Source organism: Leisingera sp. ABM4_101 (genome assembly GCF_056158725.1).
The window spans coordinates 4,071,663-4,088,780 of record NZ_JBSWTV010000002.1 but is presented as its reverse complement, the minus strand read 5'-3'; the positions used below and the strand labels follow the sequence as shown (position 1 = coordinate 4,088,780).

The 17,118-nt window shown below is 65.4% G+C and carries 12 protein-coding genes; 4 read left to right on the top strand and 8 right to left on the bottom strand.

The genetic code is table 11. The features are described from left to right. Positions 1 to 37: 37 nt before the first annotated feature. Entirely contained in the window at positions 38 to 394 is a 357-nt protein-coding gene (locus ACXAEK_RS21055; protein ID WP_475044907.1) for a hypothetical protein, read from the bottom strand. Between ACXAEK_RS21055 and ACXAEK_RS21050 the strand changes: the two genes are divergently transcribed. The 3 genes from ACXAEK_RS21050 (at position 384) to ACXAEK_RS21040 (ending at position 3,507) form a co-directional block, all read left to right on the top strand. After that, the gene (locus ACXAEK_RS21050) at positions 384 to 1,151 is read left to right on the top strand and encodes a sugar transferase (RefSeq protein ID WP_475044906.1); all 768 of its coding nucleotides are present in this window, start codon (positions 384 to 386) and stop codon (positions 1,149 to 1,151) included. The genes ACXAEK_RS21055 and ACXAEK_RS21050 overlap by 11 nt on opposite strands. A gap of 150 nt (positions 1,152 to 1,301) precedes the next feature. Further along, entirely contained in the window at positions 1,302 to 2,144 is an 843-nt protein-coding gene (locus ACXAEK_RS21045; RefSeq protein WP_475044905.1) for a P-loop NTPase family protein, read from the top strand. A gap of 112 nt (positions 2,145 to 2,256) precedes the next feature. After that, on the top strand, positions 2,257 to 3,507 hold the full coding sequence (locus ACXAEK_RS21040) for a GumC domain-containing protein (protein ID WP_475044903.1): 1,251 nt from the start codon (positions 2,257 to 2,259) through the stop codon (positions 3,505 to 3,507). A gap of 174 nt (positions 3,508 to 3,681) precedes the next feature. Here ACXAEK_RS21040 and ACXAEK_RS21035 read toward each other — a convergent pair whose 3' ends face one another. Then, entirely contained in the window at positions 3,682 to 5,052 is a 1,371-nt protein-coding gene (locus tag ACXAEK_RS21035) for an oligosaccharide flippase family protein (RefSeq protein ID WP_475044902.1), read from the bottom strand. Between the two features lie 237 nt (positions 5,053 to 5,289). Here ACXAEK_RS21035 and ACXAEK_RS21030 point away from each other — a divergent pair, with 237 nt between their 5' ends. After that, positions 5,290 to 6,495 (top strand): glycosyltransferase, encoded by a 1,206-nt coding sequence (locus ACXAEK_RS21030; protein WP_475044901.1) that lies wholly within the window; start codon positions 5,290 to 5,292, stop codon positions 6,493 to 6,495. 86 nt (positions 6,496 to 6,581) lie between these two features. On the opposite strand, the gene ACXAEK_RS21025 is transcribed toward ACXAEK_RS21030, so the two are convergent. From ACXAEK_RS21025 to ACXAEK_RS21000, 6 genes are read right to left on the bottom strand one after another with little or no spacing between them, the layout of a single operon-like run. After that, positions 6,582 to 7,418: a glycosyltransferase family 2 protein gene (locus ACXAEK_RS21025; protein ID WP_475044900.1), complete on the bottom strand. Its 837-nt coding sequence runs from the start codon at positions 7,416 to 7,418 to the stop codon at positions 6,582 to 6,584. Beyond that, the gene (locus ACXAEK_RS21020; RefSeq protein ID WP_475044898.1) at positions 7,415 to 9,919 is read right to left on the bottom strand and encodes a hypothetical protein; all 2,505 of its coding nucleotides are present in this window, start codon (positions 9,917 to 9,919) and stop codon (positions 7,415 to 7,417) included. The genes ACXAEK_RS21025 and ACXAEK_RS21020 overlap by 4 nt, the downstream gene beginning before the upstream one ends. Further along, the gene (locus ACXAEK_RS21015; RefSeq protein ID WP_475045340.1) at positions 9,916 to 10,851 is read right to left on the bottom strand and encodes a hypothetical protein; all 936 of its coding nucleotides are present in this window, start codon (positions 10,849 to 10,851) and stop codon (positions 9,916 to 9,918) included. Before ACXAEK_RS21015 ends, ACXAEK_RS21020 begins: the two co-directional genes overlap by 4 nt. Further along, on the bottom strand, positions 10,851 to 11,540 hold the full coding sequence (locus tag ACXAEK_RS21010) for a 4'-phosphopantetheinyl transferase family protein (protein ID WP_475044897.1): 690 nt from the start codon (positions 11,538 to 11,540) through the stop codon (positions 10,851 to 10,853). Before ACXAEK_RS21010 ends, ACXAEK_RS21015 begins: the two co-directional genes overlap by 1 nt. Then, complete coding sequence (locus ACXAEK_RS21005) at positions 11,537 to 16,102, bottom strand: MupA/Atu3671 family FMN-dependent luciferase-like monooxygenase (protein WP_475044896.1); 4,566 nt, start codon at positions 16,100 to 16,102, stop codon at positions 11,537 to 11,539. The genes ACXAEK_RS21010 and ACXAEK_RS21005 overlap by 4 nt, the downstream gene beginning before the upstream one ends. Next, on the bottom strand, positions 16,099 to 17,115 hold the full coding sequence (locus ACXAEK_RS21000) for a glycosyltransferase family 2 protein (protein WP_475044894.1): 1,017 nt from the start codon (positions 17,113 to 17,115) through the stop codon (positions 16,099 to 16,101). The genes ACXAEK_RS21005 and ACXAEK_RS21000 overlap by 4 nt, the downstream gene beginning before the upstream one ends. Positions 17,116 to 17,118: the final 3 nt, after the last annotated feature.

The following is a 17,118-nucleotide window of genomic DNA, read 5'->3' as shown; positions in this document are numbered from 1 at the left end:
GTCCGGGGCGCGGCCAGCGGCTGATTCCCTGCAGCTTTTACACGTTTGCCGGACAATGCTCTTGAGCGGCAGGTAATTGTTTCCATGAATATCGGCGATACAGCGGGATTTTAGGCTTTTTCGGGCCGCTCTCACAATATTTACGCCAGTTTTCTAAAGTTTGTCTTAAATAAGACTGGCTGCAGAAATGCAGTGCCGCCAGGGGATTGGGCGGAGAAAACATTGGACGCGGGCGCGTGGGGGCGTGCCCGGTTCTGAACCAGAATACCAGTAATAGCTGTTTGCGCCCTTTGCGGGTGCGGGTGGCGGTTTTCAGTTTCATCGGCTGCACGTGCGTGGCGGCGGGCCGGCTGATTTGTGGCCGGAAAGCGGGGGTATAAGGAATGAAAGACATGGTTCCCGGCGGGGCGGGGCTGTCTTTTGCGCAGGGTGATCTCAAACGGCGGCGGCCTGTCACAGCCGCCGGCCCTGTTCAGGCTGCCAACATAAACGCAGCTTTGAGGAGCATTGCGCAAACGGGCAGGCATGGTGCAAGCGCGGGTTCAGCCTACGCGGCTGCCGGCAAGCGCGCATTGGATCTTTTCCTGGTTCTTCTCAGCCTGCCGCTGACGCTGCCGCTGATTGCTATATGCGCATTGGCGCTTTGGCTAGAAGGCGGCGGGCCGTTCTATACCCAGGCGCGGCTGGGCCGCGGCGGGCAGAAATTCCGCATTCTAAAACTGCGCACCATGGTCCGGGACGCAGACCAGCTGCTGCTGCACTATCTGGACAGCAATCCGGCGCTGCGCCTGGAATGGGACGAGACGCAGAAGCTCAAGAACGACCCGCGGATCACCCGTGTGGGCCGGGTTCTGCGGGCCACTTCCCTGGATGAGCTGCCGCAGCTTTGGAATGTTGCCAAGGGCGACATGAGCCTGGTCGGGCCGCGTCCGATGATGCCGGATCAGCTGCCGCTTTACGGCGATGCCCGGGCCTATTTTGCCTTGCGCCCCGGGATCACCGGAATCTGGCAGGTATCGGTCCGCAACGAGGCCAGCTTTGCCAGCCGGGTGAGGGCGGATTTCCAGTACCAGCGGGAACTGTCGCTGGGCCGGGATCTTGGCTTGATCTGCCGCACGGCGGGCGTGGTTGTGAAGGGGACAGGGTATTAACATCTTTCTGATCTGATGCCGGTTCGCGCTTTGCGGCCGGCAGCATTTCATCCACCCATTGCGGGGAGCACGGTTGTGAAGCATTTTTCAGTTTCAGGGGCGTTGTGTGCCGGCCCGGCGCAACGCCCGCACACAGGAGTTGAGGACAGCATGAGCGAGCAGGGCTTCAAGCGGTTCCGCCGCCGCCGCGCTCCCGCGGGCGATGTGCCCTTTGCGGCGGGGGCAGGCGGGCAGCACCGGCTGGGCGCGCCTGCGGAAGATACCGATGCGCAGCTGCCTGCCCCATTGCCAGAACCCTGGGAACGCATTCCGCAGCGCCGGATGGCAGCTGAGGAGCCGCAGCAGGCGGGGCTGCCTCTGGTCAGCTGTTTCCGCAGCAGCCCCGCGGCCAAGTCCTTTGACCTGCTGCGCACCCGGCTGCTGCATACACTGCGGCAGCGCGGCTGGCGGCGGGTAGCAGTGACGGCCCCTTCGGCTGGCGCAGGCACCACCTTTTCAGCCGTCAACCTGGCGCTGAGCCTGGCCCGCGTGCCCGGCAGCCGCACCATTCTGATGGACCTGAACTTCCGGCGCCCGGGCGTCGGACAGTCCTTGGGCATGGCTGCGCCCGGCGGGCTTGCGGATTTTCTGTCCGGTGCAGTCCCGTTGGAGCAGCAGCTGCTGCGCCCGATGCCGTCCCTGGCCGTCGGCCTCAACAATGCAGCAGATCAGGATGCCGCTGAAATCCTGCATGGCCGCAGCTGCGCCGGGGTGCTGGACGACATGATGCTGCGCAGCGGTGCCGATACCGCTCTTTTCGATCTGCCGCCGGTGCTGGAGTATGACGATACCGCCGCTTTCCTGCCGCAGGTGGACGGGGTGCTGCTGATTTCTGACGGCACGGCCACCACTGCGGCCCAGCTTGCAGCCTGTGAAAAAATGCTGACGGGCCATACCCAGCTGCTTGGGTTGGTTCTGAACCGGGCCCGCGCATCGGACTGCCCGCTGAACTAGGCCGCAATGTCATAGTTTTGCCCGGTTGCTGTGATGAAACTCAGGACACAGGTGGCCAAGGTGCAGCCTGAGGAAATTGGAACGGCGGCAGCCGGGGCATGAGAGCAGACAGATGGGGCCGATTTACTCGCTTGGCGACTTCCTGGACATGGTGCGGCGCAGGTTGTTCACCATCCTGTGCGTGTTTGTGCTGGGATGCCTGCTGTCGGTCTGGTTCGCGGCCAAGCAGCAGCATGAGTATGAAACCGCAGAGGTGCTCCAGATCACCCAGCCGCAGATCGCAGGGGAACTGGCGAAGTCCACTGTAGAAGGCTCCTCTGCCCGCCGTATGCAGCTGATTGAGCAGCGACTGATGGCACGCGGAACGGTGCTGGAAGTGATCGGGAAATTCGGCCTCTACGCTGATACGGAGGCGCTGACTCAGCTGCAAAAAGTGGCGCTCCTGCGCGAGTCGGTGCGGATCACCGGGGTTGCTGCCGCCCGCGAGGGCTTTGCCGATGACGGCACCATCTCGGTGCTGACGATCACCGCGCGGATGCCCACTGCGGAACAGGCGCAGCAAGTTGCCAGTGAGTTTGGCCGCCGCACAATCGAGCTCAGCGTGGCAAGCCGTATCGACCAGGCGCGCGAAACGCTCAGCTTCTTTGCCGGAAAAGAGGCCGCGCTGGCAGACCAGGTCGCCGCGCTGGAGGATGAGATTGCCGCCTACCGCAATGAAAATGATGTAACCTTGCCTGGCACGATCGAATTCCGCCGGGCTGAAATCGCGGCCCTGAACGAGGGCCTTTTGGAGATTGCGCGGGAGCGGATTGAAATCCGCCGCGCCGCCGACCAGGCGCAGGCGACGGAACGCCCTGCCACCGCCCGCCGGATGCTGGAGGAGGCTGAACAGAAGCTGGCCACGCTGGAGGCGCAGGAACTGCTGCTGGAACAGCGCAAGACCGGGCTGGCAGCCTCCCTGCAGACCACACCTGAGGTCGAGCGCCAGCTGGGCGCCTACGACCGGCGGCTGGAACAGCTGCAGGCGGAGCTTGCGCAAATGACCGCCCGGCGCAACGAGGCAGAAGTCGGCTTCCGTTTGGAAACAGGCCGCCAGGCGGAACGCCTGACGGTCATCGAGCCGGCGCCGCTGCCGGATTATCCCGTGACCGGCGCCCGCAAGACCAAGGCGCTGATGGGGGCTGCTGCCAGTGTTATTCTTGCCCTTCTGGCAGCCTTTCTGCAGGAACTGCGCCACCCGGTGCTGCGCACCGCAGCGCAGATGGAGCGGGAAACCGGACTGGTGCCGGTGGTCTCGGTTCCGGTAATGGACACCCGCCCACCGGGCAAAGCGCGCATCGGATTGTTCCGGCGCAAGGTCTGAGCCAAGCAACCTGCTGCCGGAAGTACTTCTTTAATTTGCCTGTCTCGCGTTAGCGGCAGGCACGCGTCCGCCCGCCCCACGGCGGGCGCGTTCCGCTCCCGGCCAAGCGAACGCTCAGTGACTTGATCAAGCACGCGCTATTACTTGAATTGCTTTCTAAAAAAACGGGCGTGCTCAGGGGGCATTCAGCGCCGCCGCCATCTTTGCAATCTCCGCCCAATGCCAGTGCAGCGCTGCGCCGCCTGCCGCGGCGGTTAGTAAGGCATAGCCCGCATCATGCAGCGGGTCCCAGACGTGATGTTTGCGCGCCAGACGCACCAGCACCGGATAGGCCGCCAGCATCGCCAATCCCAGCGCGGCAATGCCGCCCGCCAGCCCGAACCACATCACCCCGCCCAGGAACAGCACCGTCTGCAGGCAGGCGCGGGCAGCGGAAAACACAAAGAAGCCACGGCTGTCGCCCGCCGCCAGCGCCGCCTGATCGTAGGTCATGGTGATCACTGCCGGCGCCAGCGCCAGGGCAATCAGCACGATCATCGGCCCGGCCAGCAGGTAGCGGTCATCATACAGGAACTGCACCAGCCACGGCCCGGCCCAGGCCATCACCAGCAGCATTGCGAGGATGCCACCGGTCAGCCCGCTGCGCAGTTGCCGCTGCCGCCGGAGGTTCTCAGGTGCCTCCCGCGCAGGCCTGTCGCGATAGACCGGGATCATCAACCGCTGGTTCACCGCATGGCCCAGGAGCATCGGAAAGCTCGCCAGGAAATAGCCGATGTTGTAGATCCCCAGCACCTCCAGCGGCACGAACTTGCCCAGGATCGCCCGGTCTCCTTGCGAAGTCAGAAACCAGAAGGCAGTGGACAGGAAAATCCATTTGCCGAAATGAATGAGCTCCCGCGCAGCTGCCTTCTCCCAGCGGAACCGGTTGGCAGCCCCCGGCAGGCCGTAGTGGCACAGCACCAGCTTGGCCGCAGCCTGAATGACCCCGCCTAGCACCAGCGCGATCACCGACTGCGTCGCCAGCGCCAATGCAATCATCGCCGCCAGCCCGACGATTTGGCCGCCCAGGTCCAGCGCCGTGACCCGCCCAGCCAGAAGATGCCGGTGCGCGGTCTCGATCCGGGTCGGGTTGAAGCCGGCAATGACCAGACCGGCGCCTGCGATAGGCAGATACAGCAGCAGCTCCGGCGCGCCATAGAACGCGGCGGCAGGCCAGGCCAGCAGCGCCGTCAGCGCCCACAATCCAAAGCCGCGGATCACCTGGATGGTCCAGGCTGTGTCCAGAAACGCCGGCTCATCGCCGCGCTTGTTCTGGGCAATCGAGGGCCCGATGCCGACGTCGGAAAACAGCGACAGCCCCACCGTCACCACCGTAACCAGCGCCATCAGGCCAAAGGCTTCTGGAAACAGAATACGCGTGAGGATCAGGTTGGAGGCCAGCCGCAAGGCCTGGCTGCCGCCATACCCGATCATCAGCCAGGAGGCCGAGCGCAGCACCCGCGCCATCATCCCCTGGCCGGCAAAAAGCAAAGCAACCCGCTGCATCCCGGCGCCATTCCTCAAAACACTTGTCCTGCAGGCTAGGCGGGCAGGGCAGGGGCGTCAATCGCGCGGCGGCAATGGCGGATGAGAGCCATGCAAGCGGCTGAAATGAAGCGACAATCCTTATCCTTGTGCTGCATTCTCCACGCCCCCCGGAACAAGCGGCATCCAACGCTGGGCAAGCCGCCAATCCACCGCTAACCTGCCGCAGAAACATACACTTGCCGGGAACCCTCAGCGTTGAAGATCGCCTATGTTCTGAACACTTATCCGCAGCCCTCGCACAGCTTCATCCGCCGCGAGCTGCAAGCGCTGGAGCAGCAGGGCGTGGAGGTCCTGCGGCTGGCGATGCGCCCCTCGGAAAGCGCACTGGCTGACCCCGCCGACCAGGCGGAGGCCGCGCGCACCGGATATGTTCTGCAGGCCGGCACAGGCCGTCTTCTCGCCGCTTTGGCACGCGAGGCCTTGACCCCGCGCCGGTTCACACGGGCGCTGGCCCTGGCCGTGAAACTGGCGCGCGCTTCGGACAAAGGCGTGCTCCGGCATATCATTTACCTAGGCGAGGCGGCGCATGTGAAACAGCGCTGCGCAGCAGAGGGCGTGCAGCACATGCACGCGCATTTCGGCACCAATTCCGCTGCGGTCGCGATGCTGGCGCATGAATTGGGCGGCCCGGCCTACAGTTTTACCGTGCACGGGCCGGAGGAATTCGACGCCCCCCATGCGCTGTCGCTGGGGGAGAAGATCAGCCGCGCCGCTTTCACCGTGGCGGTCAGCAGTTTCGGCAAAAGCCAGCTGAGCCGCTGGGCGTCTTTCAGCAAATGGGACTGCCTGAAAGTGGTTCATTGCGGCATCGAGCCGGACCGCTTCGCAAGCCCCGCGCCGCTGCCGCAGGGGCCGCTGCGGCTGGCTGCCATCGGGCGGTTTGTCGAGCAGAAGGGCCAGATGGTTCTGGTCCGTGCCATGGCGCAGCTGGTGCAGAATATCCCGGATGCGCATCTGGCGCTGATTGGCGACGGCGAGATGCGCCCGGACCTGGAGGCAGCGATTGCCAGCCTCGGGCTGCAGCGGAATATCACTCTCACCGGCTGGCTGGCAGAGGACGGCGTGCGGGCAGAACTGGCCCGCGCCCACGCGCTGGTGATGCCCTCTTTTGCCGAGGGGCTGCCGATGGTGGTGATGGAGGCAATGGCCGCCGCCCGCCCGGTTATCGCCACCTATATCGCGGGTACTCCGGAGCTGGTGCTGCCGGGAAAGACTGGCTGGCTGGTGCCAGCCGGCGGTGAAACCGCGCTGGCTGAAGCAATTCTGGAGCTTGCGCATACGCCGCCAGAACACCTCGCCGCCATGGGCCAGGCGGGCCGCACCCGGGTGCTGCAGCGTCACGGCAGCGCAACCGAAGCTGCAAAACTGGCAGCGCATTTCCGCGAAGCGATCCAAAGGTAACGGGTCCCTCCCACCCGCCGCCGGCACATCTGACGATGCTCCGCTCCTGCTGAGCCTGGCCCAAGGCCGCCGAAAGCGGCGGGCTGTCAGCGGCCCCGGGTCCAGCGGGAGCGGGAGGCAAACAGCGGGGTTTTCACCGCCAGCGCAACCGCAGCGTATGTCAGGAACCCGCCCGGATCGCGCAGCAGCAGGCGCAGTGCCGTGCCGCCGCCGGCCCTTGGCGTGTCCGCGTTCCGCAGCAAATGCGGGTATGCTTCTGCCACCTCTGCCACCCCGGCATTCTGCCGCCGTCTGACCCGCACCAGATTGCGAAAGCCTTCGACCATCGGCCAGCTGTATGGCGCCGCCACCTGCACCCGTTCCTGCGGGGCAAAATTCAACCGGGCAAAGATGTCATCGGCAATGATATCCGGCCAGTCCCCCCAGCGCTGCCGCCCGGTGCGGGTCATTGCAAAGATGCCGAACCCGGGCACGCCGGAGGAAAAAAACGGCAGCCGCACCCACAGCCGTGCATAGGCGCGGGTCACCCGGCTGCGGGCAGGCGCCACCCGGGGGCTGCCGCTGGCATAGCGCGGTGCCCCCGTAGACAATGCCGCGGCGATCTGCGGAATCAGCCCGGGCGAAACCTGAACATCTGCGTCCAGGTAGATCAGGATGCTGCCCCGTGCCGCTTTGTCTCCGGCATTCAGCGCCCCGAGCTTGCCGCCCTGCGGCAGCTCCAGCACCTGCAGGTGCCAATCCGGGCCAGGCGTGCAGGCGCGGGCCAGGGCTGCGGTGCCGTCCGTGCAGCCGTTGGCCAGGACCAGCACTTCCGCTGCCACGCCCGCAGGCAGCGGATCCGAGGCAAACACCGCCTGCAGGCAGTCTTTGATATAATTGGCTTCGTTATGAGCCGGGATCAGGATAGAGACCTTCGGGCTCACTTCACAGCCTCCAGCGCATCCCAGCGCGGGTTCCGGTCGCTGAGAGTGCGCAAGGCGCCCCAGCTGCCCCATTTCCCCGGCATGCCCACATCGGCATAGGCGGTGAACAGCGTGCCGCCAAGCGCCAGCCAGCCAGCCAGCAGCTCCTGGTAAAGCGCCCCCATTTCCGGCGTGTAGTTGAAATGGGTGAAGAAGTGGGTCAGCGCTTCATCCTCCACCATCGGTCCAATCCCGACCACATGGCTGCCGCCTTCATACATGATCAGCTCCAGCCCGTGTTTTTGCGCAACCCCGGCATGATAGGGCAGCACCCGGCCCAGCAGATCCGCCAGCGTGTCCGCAGGATCACCCGAGATCAGCCCGTCCCGCAGTTCGGCACTCGCCTGGGCCGAGGCCGCATCGTACTGATGCCGCTCTGCAAATCCCTCTGCCGCCGCGCCCGTCAGCCCGCGCTGCGCAGCCACCGCCCCTGCCTGCTCCCGGCTGGCAGCGATCCAGGCACGGACCTCCCCCGCGCGCTCCTTCAGCCCCAGGACGCCGCCGAAGTAACCGGTCACCGCATAGGCATCGAAATAGGCGGCGGGCGCCAGGCGCTCCGCGCGTTCCGCCTTCCACAGCGGTGCGGTCAGAACCTGCTCCTCCAGCCCCAGCCAGCCGGTTTGCGACGAAATCACCCGCACCAGCCGCCCGCTGTTCCCGCCAAAAACATCCGTCCAGATCTGCGCTGCTTCTGCCGCCCGGCCGCCGTAGAACTGCATCCACAGCCCGTCACTGCCCCAGCGCGCTTGCGCCTGGGCATCGGCCCAGGCGGCCTGCTGGAACTGCCAGTTCCAGACCTCGTTGGAATATTCGGCATAGACGCGCAGGTCCTCGTCCAAACCGCGTTCAGCCAGGCGGGCAAACTGCCGGATATAGGTATTATCTGCCATATGCGGCATGGTGAACCAGGGATCGGCGCCCAGCGTGTTGGCGAGCGCCAGCATCACCTCTGCTGGAACCCCCTTCAGCGCCCAGGTGTAATCCTGCGGCAAGGGGCGGTCCTCCCAGCCGGTCTGGCCAGAGTCATTGGTGGCCATCCAATCCATGAACCGCAGCGCCGCAAACCCGTCGAGCCGGTCCAGCCACAGCGGGTTGAACAGCGCCCCCTGCGCGTAGGCCTCCAGATGCTCCTCTTTCACCACCGAGATATTGCGCACGTAATCGCCGTCCCGGCCGGTGCGCTGGATGCGGATCTCCACCGGGCCGGGGCCAGGCGTATAGTCAAACCGCACTTCGCCTTTGCCATAGCGGACATTCCCGGCCCGGCCCAGAACCTCGACAATGCCGTCGCCCTCAAAGCGCAGCACATAGCGTCCCGCCAGCGAGACCGCCTCCTCCGGCAGGTCGGTGAGGATGACCGTGCCGATTGAGCTGAGTTCAGGCGGGATGGCAGTGGGCCAGCCATTGGCATCCAGATATCCAGCGGCCAGCAGGTCTTCATGCCCGGCGCCGCCCCAGCGTTTCGGCAGATGGCCGATCCAGGGGCGCGAGGTTTTGAAATGGTCGAGAAAAGGCGCCTGGGTGCTCCAGTCCGCGATGCCCGCGAGGTTGATGGCAACGGGCTGGCGGGCGGCCGGTCTTGCGGTGTGGGCTGCGTCTTCCAGCACTGCTGCATTCAGCACAGGCAGGGGCGGATCCTGCGGCAGCGGTGCAGGGCGCGCGGGCAAGGCCGCCGTGCGGATGCTGTTCCCCTGGGCGGCAGCCCAGGCGATGACCTGCAGCCGCGCCGCCAACTCGGGTGAGGGCGCGGCAAAGGGCTTGCTCCAGCGATCCGTCAACTGGTGCGGCAAACCGGCAGGGTCCTTGCCGGTCAGCACCGCATATTGCAGCAGGGCCAGGAAATAGAAACCGGTGGCATTGGGGTGGATATCATCGGCAAAGACGTCGCGGATACTGGACAGCCCCGGCATGGTGCCCGCCTGAATGGCATCATCCAGCCGCGCCATCGCCTGGCCTGCGGGCAGAAGTTTCACGTCGCCGCCAGTGGCCGCATTCACCTGTGCCACCACCGCCTGCCAGCGCGGCAGGTCCTGTTCCAGACGCTCCCGCCAGGGCACATCGGCGCCGTCGTCAAACGGCACATCCGCCCCGGTGCCGCTGTCCAGGCTGTGCCAGGTTTCCTGCAGGTAGAATTGCACGTCCGGATTGGCCGCACGCGCCAGCTCATAATACTGCGTGAGCGCTTGTTCGGTGCCGCTCCATTTCAGGTGATTGGCCAGCGGGATAGCTTCCGTCACAATGACCGCATCTGCGCCTTCGCGCAGCCTTTCACGTGAATCCACACCCTCGGCACTGCTGCTGTGCTTCCAATTGTAGCTGAGCGGCGCGCCATTGATGATCTGTGCTTCAACCCGAGCCTCTGCCCTTGTGTGCAGCAGCTGTTTCAGCATCTGCGGATTGTCCGGCCCGAACAGCGAATGGCCGATCATCACAACCGATGTGATCAGCGCCTCCAGTTTCATGCCGCTGCTCCCGCGGCGGCCAGACCGGTGCGGGGCAGGGCGCGCACAGTGTCCCAGACAATCTGCTGCACCCTGGCCGCAGCCTCCGGGGCAAATGCATCTGCCCGGCTGCCATCGGCGCGGGTCAATTGATGCGGCAGGCCCATGGGCGCGCGCTGATACAGCACCGCATAGTGGGTCAGCGCCACAACATAGGCGCCCAGATCGTTGATATGGATGCTGTCCAGACCGCCCTCAGGCGTTCTGGCAAACAGCGATTCACGTGAAGCCAGTCCCGGGATTTCCTCAGCCTCCGCTGCACGCGCTACCGCAGCCAGCACCTGCCCGCCAGGGATAAGGTAAACCGGGCGCTGAGGATTGCGGCGGCTGTCACGCCCCAGCAGCTGGCGTGTCCATAACGCTTCGAGGTCTCCCTCGATCCGTTCCAGCCAACCATCCGGGTCATCCAGCCTGTGCCAGGTTTCATAGAGATACACACGCGGCTCCGGCGACGCCTGCCGCGCCAAATCCGCCCATTTCCCCAAATACTTGGCTGCATCGAAGTATTTGATCGCGTCCCGCAGCTCGACCATCTCTGTCAGCACCACTGCGCCATATTCGCCTGACTCGATGGCCTCTTTCGCATCCCGGTACGCCGGTGCCTGATTGGCGGCGTCAAAGTCGAGGATGTCTTCCTCCGGCTCCCAATGCGCCCTCAGCGACGTGCCCGATCCCAGCTGGCTGTTAAACCTGTGCCCCTCCGGTGCCAGCTGCGCCAGCATATGCGGCATGTCCGGCCCGACCAGCGAATGGCCGAGGTGAAACACCTTCATCGGACCCGCAGGCGGGGCGAGCGGCGGCGGCACCGGTACGCTTCGGCTGCGGGTCGCAAACACCATCAGCCCCAGCGTTGCGGCAGCAGCGCTCAATGCCAGAAACCCGCGCCGCCCCATCATCCGCGCCCCCGGATTTCTGCGGTAGTCATGATCAGCCCCGCACCAATGGCAAAACGCCCGCCAACCGCTTCGCCGCGCTTGAACGGCCCCCGGTCGGCGGTAAAAAAGGCTTGGTAGGCGCCTGCGGCCAAATCAAACTCCAGCTCCATCCCGTCAAACCCGTAAAACGACCGGCTTAAGCAGTATTGCGCCTTGTAGGCCGCTTCCTTGGCGGAAAAGATCATCTTGGCCATCTGGCCCGGATTGTCCTGCCGCTTCAGCCAGGCCTGTTCCCGGTCCGAGCAGATCGCCGGCAGCAGTTCATCTTTCAGGGGCGTGTCTTCTTCCACGTCGATGCCCAGCCCCAGAACCGCGCCAGACCGTGCCAGCACCGCCATCGCGCAGCTTTTGGTGTGGGTGATGGAGCCGACCAGCCCCGCGGGCCAGACCGGCGCCCGGTCGCTGCCCACCTGCACCGGAGTGGGGGGCACGCCCAGCTGCTGCATGGCCTGATGCACCGCTGACCTTCCCGCAGCAAATTCATTGCGCCGTTTCTCCACCGCATTCGGCGACAGCCCCGCGGCTTCCTCTGCCAGCGGCACGGGCGGTGCGCCCAGCGGGTCTGCCCCGGCCAGCGCCACATCGGCGGCAAAAAGCGGCCGGACCAGGGCCAGCCGCTCTGCCAGTCTGCTGTTTGTTTCCGTCATCCGGTCCTTGCCCTGCGGTTGGCCCGCATCGCTCGCCGTTTCGACATCATGTCGCTGCGGTCCGGTGCTGCGGTATCCTGCGGCTGTTCTTCCGTATTTGCCGGGGTGCCTGCAAGCCCTTCGATATGCGCCGCCAGCCCCGCCAGCGTCGGGAAACGGAAGATATCGGTGATCGACAGCGCCGCGGTGCCCAGCTCCGCGCGCAGTTCCCGGTGCGCCTGCACTGCCAGCAGCGAATGGCCGCCAAGGGCAAAGAAATTATCCTGCGCGCCGATGCCGCTGACCCCCAGGATGCGGCTCCAGACCGTGGCAATCCGCGCCTGAGCACCCGCATCCAGCGCAACGGCCGGGGCGGCATCAGCCCGCTCGGGCTGCGGGTCCGGCAGCGCCATGCGGTCGATTTTCTTGTTTGGGGTCAGCGGGAAAGCGTCCAGCGTGATGATGCGCGCGGGCACCATCACCTCTGCCAGCCGCGCCGCCAGCGCCTGTTTCAGGGCCTCTGGCTGCACTGGCGCAGAGACGGTGATGTAACCCGCCAGCTGCCCGGTGCCAGCTTCACCGCGCGGCACCACCACGGCGCCTGTCACGCCTGGTTGCGCCGCCAGCACCGCCTCGATCTCGCCCAGCTCGATCCGCTGACCGCGGATCTTCACCTGGTGGTCGGTTCGGCCCAGGAAGGCGAGCGTCCCGCCTTCGGTCCAGCGCACCAGATCGCCGGTGCGGTACAGGGGTGTTGCAGCGAACGTTGCGTTAACGAAGCGTTCAGAGGTCAGTTTGTCCCGCTGCCAGTACCCCGCTGTGACCCCCGCGCCGCCGATATAAAGTTCACCTGGAGACCCCGCAGGGACAGGAGTTTGCTTTTCGTCCAGAACATAGGCTTGCGTATTCGCAACCGGTGTGCCGATCCCGGCCGTCCCCGCAGGGGCAGAGCTGATTGTCTCCACCGTCGACCAGATCGTCGTCTCAGTCGGGCCGTACATGTTGTGGATCTCCGCCCGGGTCGTCTCGCGCAGTGCCTGCACCAGATCCCCCGGCAGCGCTTCGCCGCCCACCAGCAGGTGCTGCAGCCGGCCCAGGCAGGCGCTGGCATCGGCATCCGCGGCAATCATCCGCGCCATTGAGGGCGTGCATTGCATGTGGCTGACCCCATGGCGCACGATCTGTGCCGCCAGCGAGAAATCATCCACCGCCAGTTCCTGCGGCGCGTTCGACAGCCGCAGCACCTCGGCCAGCGGTTTCAGCCCCTCCAGCACCACATCCGGCGCGATGCCATAGTCGATCAGGCAGGCGATCTCATCCACGCCAATACGCTTCAGCTGTTCCACTCGCTGGCAGGCGTCCTGAATGGTGCCGAACAACCCGGAGTCCTCGAAATAGCGCTCAAAGGCAAAGTCGAGGATTGCCTCCAATTCCTCCTCCGACAGCATGCCGAGGTCCATCTCAAACGGGTTCTGCACCCCCTCGGGTTTCTTGAAGGCGGGGAAGGCCCAGGCGTATTGCTTGATCAGCCCGGCGGCGGAGCGCAGGTAATCCTTCATCGGCTCCCGCGCCACCCGCCGGGCTTCCTCCCGGGTTCCAGCCAGATAGCTGTGCAGCATCAGCGTGACCTTGAAATCCGCGGGATCATGGCCCGATTCGCGCAGGGCGTCATGGTAGATGCGGATCTTGCCCGCGACCTCATCAATGCTTTGGCCCAGCAGGTGGGTCAGCACGTTTGCCCCGATCGCACCGGCCTCACGCCAGGTCTCCGGGTTGCCCGCGGTCGTCACCCAGACCGGCAACTCCTTGGAGACCGGGCGCGGCTGGGTGAGGACGTTGTGTTCACCGCCATCTTTGCGGGGAAAACCCACTTCCTCGCCGCGCCACAGCTTGCGCACGGTTTCGATGGCCTCGAACATCGCGGGCTTGTTGGCAGGCGGGGTGTTTTCAGGCCGCAGGATGAAATCGTCCGGCTGCCAGCCGGAGGCAAAGCCGATGCCTGCACGCCCCGCGGTCAGGTTGTCGATCACCGCCCATTCCTCGGCAATCCGCGCCGGATGGTGCAGTGGCGCCACGCAGGAGCCGGAGCGCACGCCGATGTTCTGCGTCACTGCGGCAACCGCCGCGCCGGTGACGGATGGGTTCGGATAGGGGCCGCCAAAGGCGTGGAAGTGGCGTTCCGGCGTCCAGACCGCGTTGAAGCCGTGGCTGTCGGCGAACTTGGCGCCCTCCAGCAGCAGATGGTATTTCTGCGGACCGGGTCCGTCGTCGTTGCCCCAGTAGAACAGATTGAAGTCCATTTTACGGTCTGACAGGGCCACCGGCCCCTTGGACAGCTCCAGCCGGCTTTCATCGCTGGACAGCACCAGCTTCAGCCCGCGCGTGAGCGTCCAGAACAATTCCAGCACCGAGATATCGAAGCTGAGGCTGGTCACCGCCAGCCATGCATCGCCGGGCTGGTGCGGGATGCGTGCGTCCATGCCGGTGAAAAAGTTCGACACATTCGCGTGGGCGACCATCACCCCCTTGGGCAGGCCGGTGGAGCCGGAGGTATAGATCAGATAGGCGAGATCGCCGCCGGAGGCACCGCCGTCAACGTTACCGGCCGCTGTCTCCGCGGGAACGGTTTCGATATCCAGAACCTGGGCGTCCGAGGCAGGCAGCCCGTTCGCCAGCGCGGATTGGGTCACGATCACCTGCGCCTGGCTGTCAGCGATGTAATGCGCGATGCGGTCAGCGGGGTAGGCAGGGTCCAGCGGCACATAGGCGCCGCCGGCTTTCATCACCCCAAGCGCAGCAAACACCAGCTCCGGCGTGCGGCGGATGTGGATGCCAACATGCACGCCCGGCACTACGTTCATTTCTCGCAAGCGTCCCGCCACGGCGTTGGCGCGGGCGTTGACCTCGGCATAAGTGAAGCTCTGATCCTCGAACACCAGCGCGGTGGCCTCCGGGGTCAGGGCGGCCTGCGTCTCAAAGGCCGCGTGGATGGTGAGATCAGCAGGGTAGTCCGCTGCTGTCTGGTTCCAATCCTCCAGCAGCAGCTTGCGCTCGGCCTCGGGCAGGACGGGAAGCTCTGCAACCGGGCGGCTGCCGTCTTCTGCAATGGCGTTCAGAATCAGTTCCAGGCGTGCAGCCAGCAGGCCTGCGGTTTCGACTGTCAGGGCGGCAGTGTCGCAGTGCAGCGCCATGGCGCCATTGGTCAGGGAGACTGTGGCAGCGCAGCCCTCAACCGCTGCATCGGACCCCAGCTTCAGGCCCATACCGGGCATGGGTTGCGCTGCAATCTCCGGTGCGCGGGCCACCAGATCCTCGGCAAAGCCGCCGGTTTTGCGTGCCTTGGCAATCTCTTGCACGCTGCGTTCAACGAGGTCTGCCACGCTGTCCTGCCGCCGCGCCTGCAAGGGCATCCAGCCGGAGATCAGGCCGGGCAAACTCTCCATCCCCTCCACCGACAGCGCCACATCGCCGGCTTCTGCACCGCTGCTGAGCAAGGCAAAGGCAAGCGCGGCAGCTGCTGCCTGTTCTTCACTTAGGTTTGCAGGCAGGGCGATGTCCCGGCGGCTGTATTCACCGCTGCTGTTGCCTGAGGCCAGCGGCACCTGCACCGGCTGCATCGCTGCAAGCCGCCGGCGCCAGTGGCTTTCACCGCCCTGGACCGCAGCGAAGCGGGCGGTGAGTGACTCGGCCTCTGCTACGGTCAGGGAGGGAACCTTGTCTCCTGGATTGACCCGTTTGGAGATGTCCAGCGTCTGGCCCGCGGGGGTGGTCAGGCGGGAGAGCAGGAGGGCCCCGCTGCCGGTTGCGACTTTTACGCTGGCCTTACTGACCTCCAGGACGGTTCCCGACGCGCCGCTGCCCTCCGCAACTTCTGCAGCGCCAGCCAGCACCACGGTCCCGCCGATGCGCAGCTTGGCGGCGCACATCGGGTTCCAGTATCCGCCGGTGTCCAGCGCCCGCACCAACCGCGCGAGTTCCGCCGCGGGCCGGTTGAAATCCAGCATCCCGCCCGCCGCCGGGCGGTCCGACTTCTTGAACAGCCGGCGCTGGCTCAGGTCCTGTTTCTGACGTTTCAGATCGCCGGTTTCCAGCTGGGTGACGACCTCGCCAAAGCTGTTCATTGCGGCGGCATAGCATTTGGAGTTGAGGCTGAAAGCGGTCTCATCCTCAGCCACATCAAACAGCCGCTGGGCCAGGATATCACCCTCATCCACGCCGCCCTCGATCAGGTGCCAGGTGATGCCGTGCTGCGGCTCGCCGTTGATCAGCGCCCAGTTCGGGGTGTTGAGGCCCGCGTAGGCCGGCAGCGGCCCGTCGTGAAAGTTGACCGCGCCCTTGGCAGCCTGCGCCAGCACCGCATCCGGGATCACGGTCAAGTTGGCAATCGACAGCAGCCAATCGAAGCTGCCGCTGAGGTCTGCGGGTTTGTCCAGCAATGCCAACCCCTTATCCGCAGCCCAGGCGCGGATGTCCGCGTCTTGGGACACCACCGCCCGGATCTGGTGGCCGCGCGCCAGCAGCGCATCGGCGCAGCCGATCAGAAGGGATTCATTGCCAATCAGGGCACAGGTGAATGCGGTCATTTCTGCTCCTTTGCAAGCGGAGAAGGGAGGCGCGTTTCGGTACGTGTTGTGCGGCGCGGCGCAAAGAGTGCGCGCAGGCTGTGCAGGCAGAGATCGCGCAGGAAATGCGGCGGATCAGCCTGCGGTTTGTTCTGGATCAGGCGGCGCAGGCCATAGATCAGGCTGCCGCTGATGCGGGCCAATGTGGCTGCGGCGGCATAGGCGCGGCCGTGGTTCTTGACGAAGTAATACAGGCGCGAGTCGAACCAATACTGCGGCGTGCGCTGCCAGCCCTTCATGCCGGTGGAGGCAGAGCCGATATGCGCCACCTCGCTGGCCGGCACATAGTGGGTGCGCCAGCCCGCCCGGGCGGCGCGGCGGCAGAGGTCGGTCTCCTCAAAATAAAGGAAGAAGGTCTCGTCAAACCCGCCTGCGGCCTCGATTGCCTCGCGGCGGATCATCAGGCTGGCGCCGGCGGTCCAGTCGACCTGCACCTCTGCCTGCGGCATCTCCATGGCGACGATCCAGTGTTTCAGGAGGCGGGTAATGAAGCCGGTGCGTACGCTCGCCTCAAACTCGCCCGCGACGGAGGGAAAGCGGAAGGCGGTGCGGTGCGGCGTCCCGTCGATGCCGCGCACATACGACCCCGCCAGCCCGGCACCGGGGTGGTCCAGCAGGAAGTCGCGCAGGGTGCGGATGGTGCTGCCCTGCACAAAGGCGTCGGAGTTCAGGAGATAGTAGAACTCCGGCGCGCTGCCGTCTGCCAGGCCAGTGCGGAGCCCGATGTTCATGCCAGCGCCAAAGCCGCCGTTCACCGGCGAGGCAATCACCCGCACCCGGCCGCCGCCCAGCCAGCCGCGGGTTTCCGCCTCTGCCCGGATTTGGTCATAGGAACCGTCGCCGGAGCCGTTGTCGATGATCAATAGCTCGCCCGGCAGCTCCTCCAGCTCGCGCAGAGCGGCCGCTGCGGATTGCAGGGTCATTTCCGGTGTGCGGAAATTCAGCAGGATGATCAGGATGCGCTGCTGGGCCATGGC

Bases quoted from the DNA above. Each gene is read 5' to 3' on its own strand.
- ACXAEK_RS21050 (WP_475044906.1), top strand. From the start codon at position 384: ATGAAAGACATGGTTCCCGGCGGGGCGGGGCTGTCTTTTGCGCAGGGT.
- ACXAEK_RS21055 (WP_475044907.1), bottom strand. From the start codon at position 394: ATGTCTTTCATTCCTTATACCCCCGCTTTCCGGCCACAAATCAGCCGG.
- ACXAEK_RS21045 (WP_475044905.1), top strand. From the start codon at position 1,302: ATGAGCGAGCAGGGCTTCAAGCGGTTCCGCCGCCGCCGCGCTCCCGCG.
- ACXAEK_RS21040 (WP_475044903.1), top strand. From the start codon at position 2,257: ATGGGGCCGATTTACTCGCTTGGCGACTTCCTGGACATGGTGCGGCGC.
- ACXAEK_RS21035 (WP_475044902.1), bottom strand. From the start codon at position 5,052: ATGCAGCGGGTTGCTTTGCTTTTTGCCGGCCAGGGGATGATGGCGCGG.
- ACXAEK_RS21020 (WP_475044898.1), bottom strand. From the start codon at position 9,919: ATGAAACTGGAGGCGCTGATCACATCGGTTGTGATGATCGGCCATTCG.
- ACXAEK_RS21015 (WP_475045340.1), bottom strand. From the start codon at position 10,851: ATGGGGCGGCGCGGGTTTCTGGCATTGAGCGCTGCTGCCGCAACGCTG.
- ACXAEK_RS21010 (WP_475044897.1), bottom strand. From the start codon at position 11,540: ATGACGGAAACAAACAGCAGACTGGCAGAGCGGCTGGCCCTGGTCCGG.
- ACXAEK_RS21005 (WP_475044896.1), bottom strand. From the start codon at position 16,102: ATGACCGCATTCACCTGTGCCCTGATTGGCAATGAATCCCTTCTGATC.
- ACXAEK_RS21000 (WP_475044894.1), bottom strand. From the start codon at position 17,115: ATGGCCCAGCAGCGCATCCTGATCATCCTGCTGAATTTCCGCACACCG.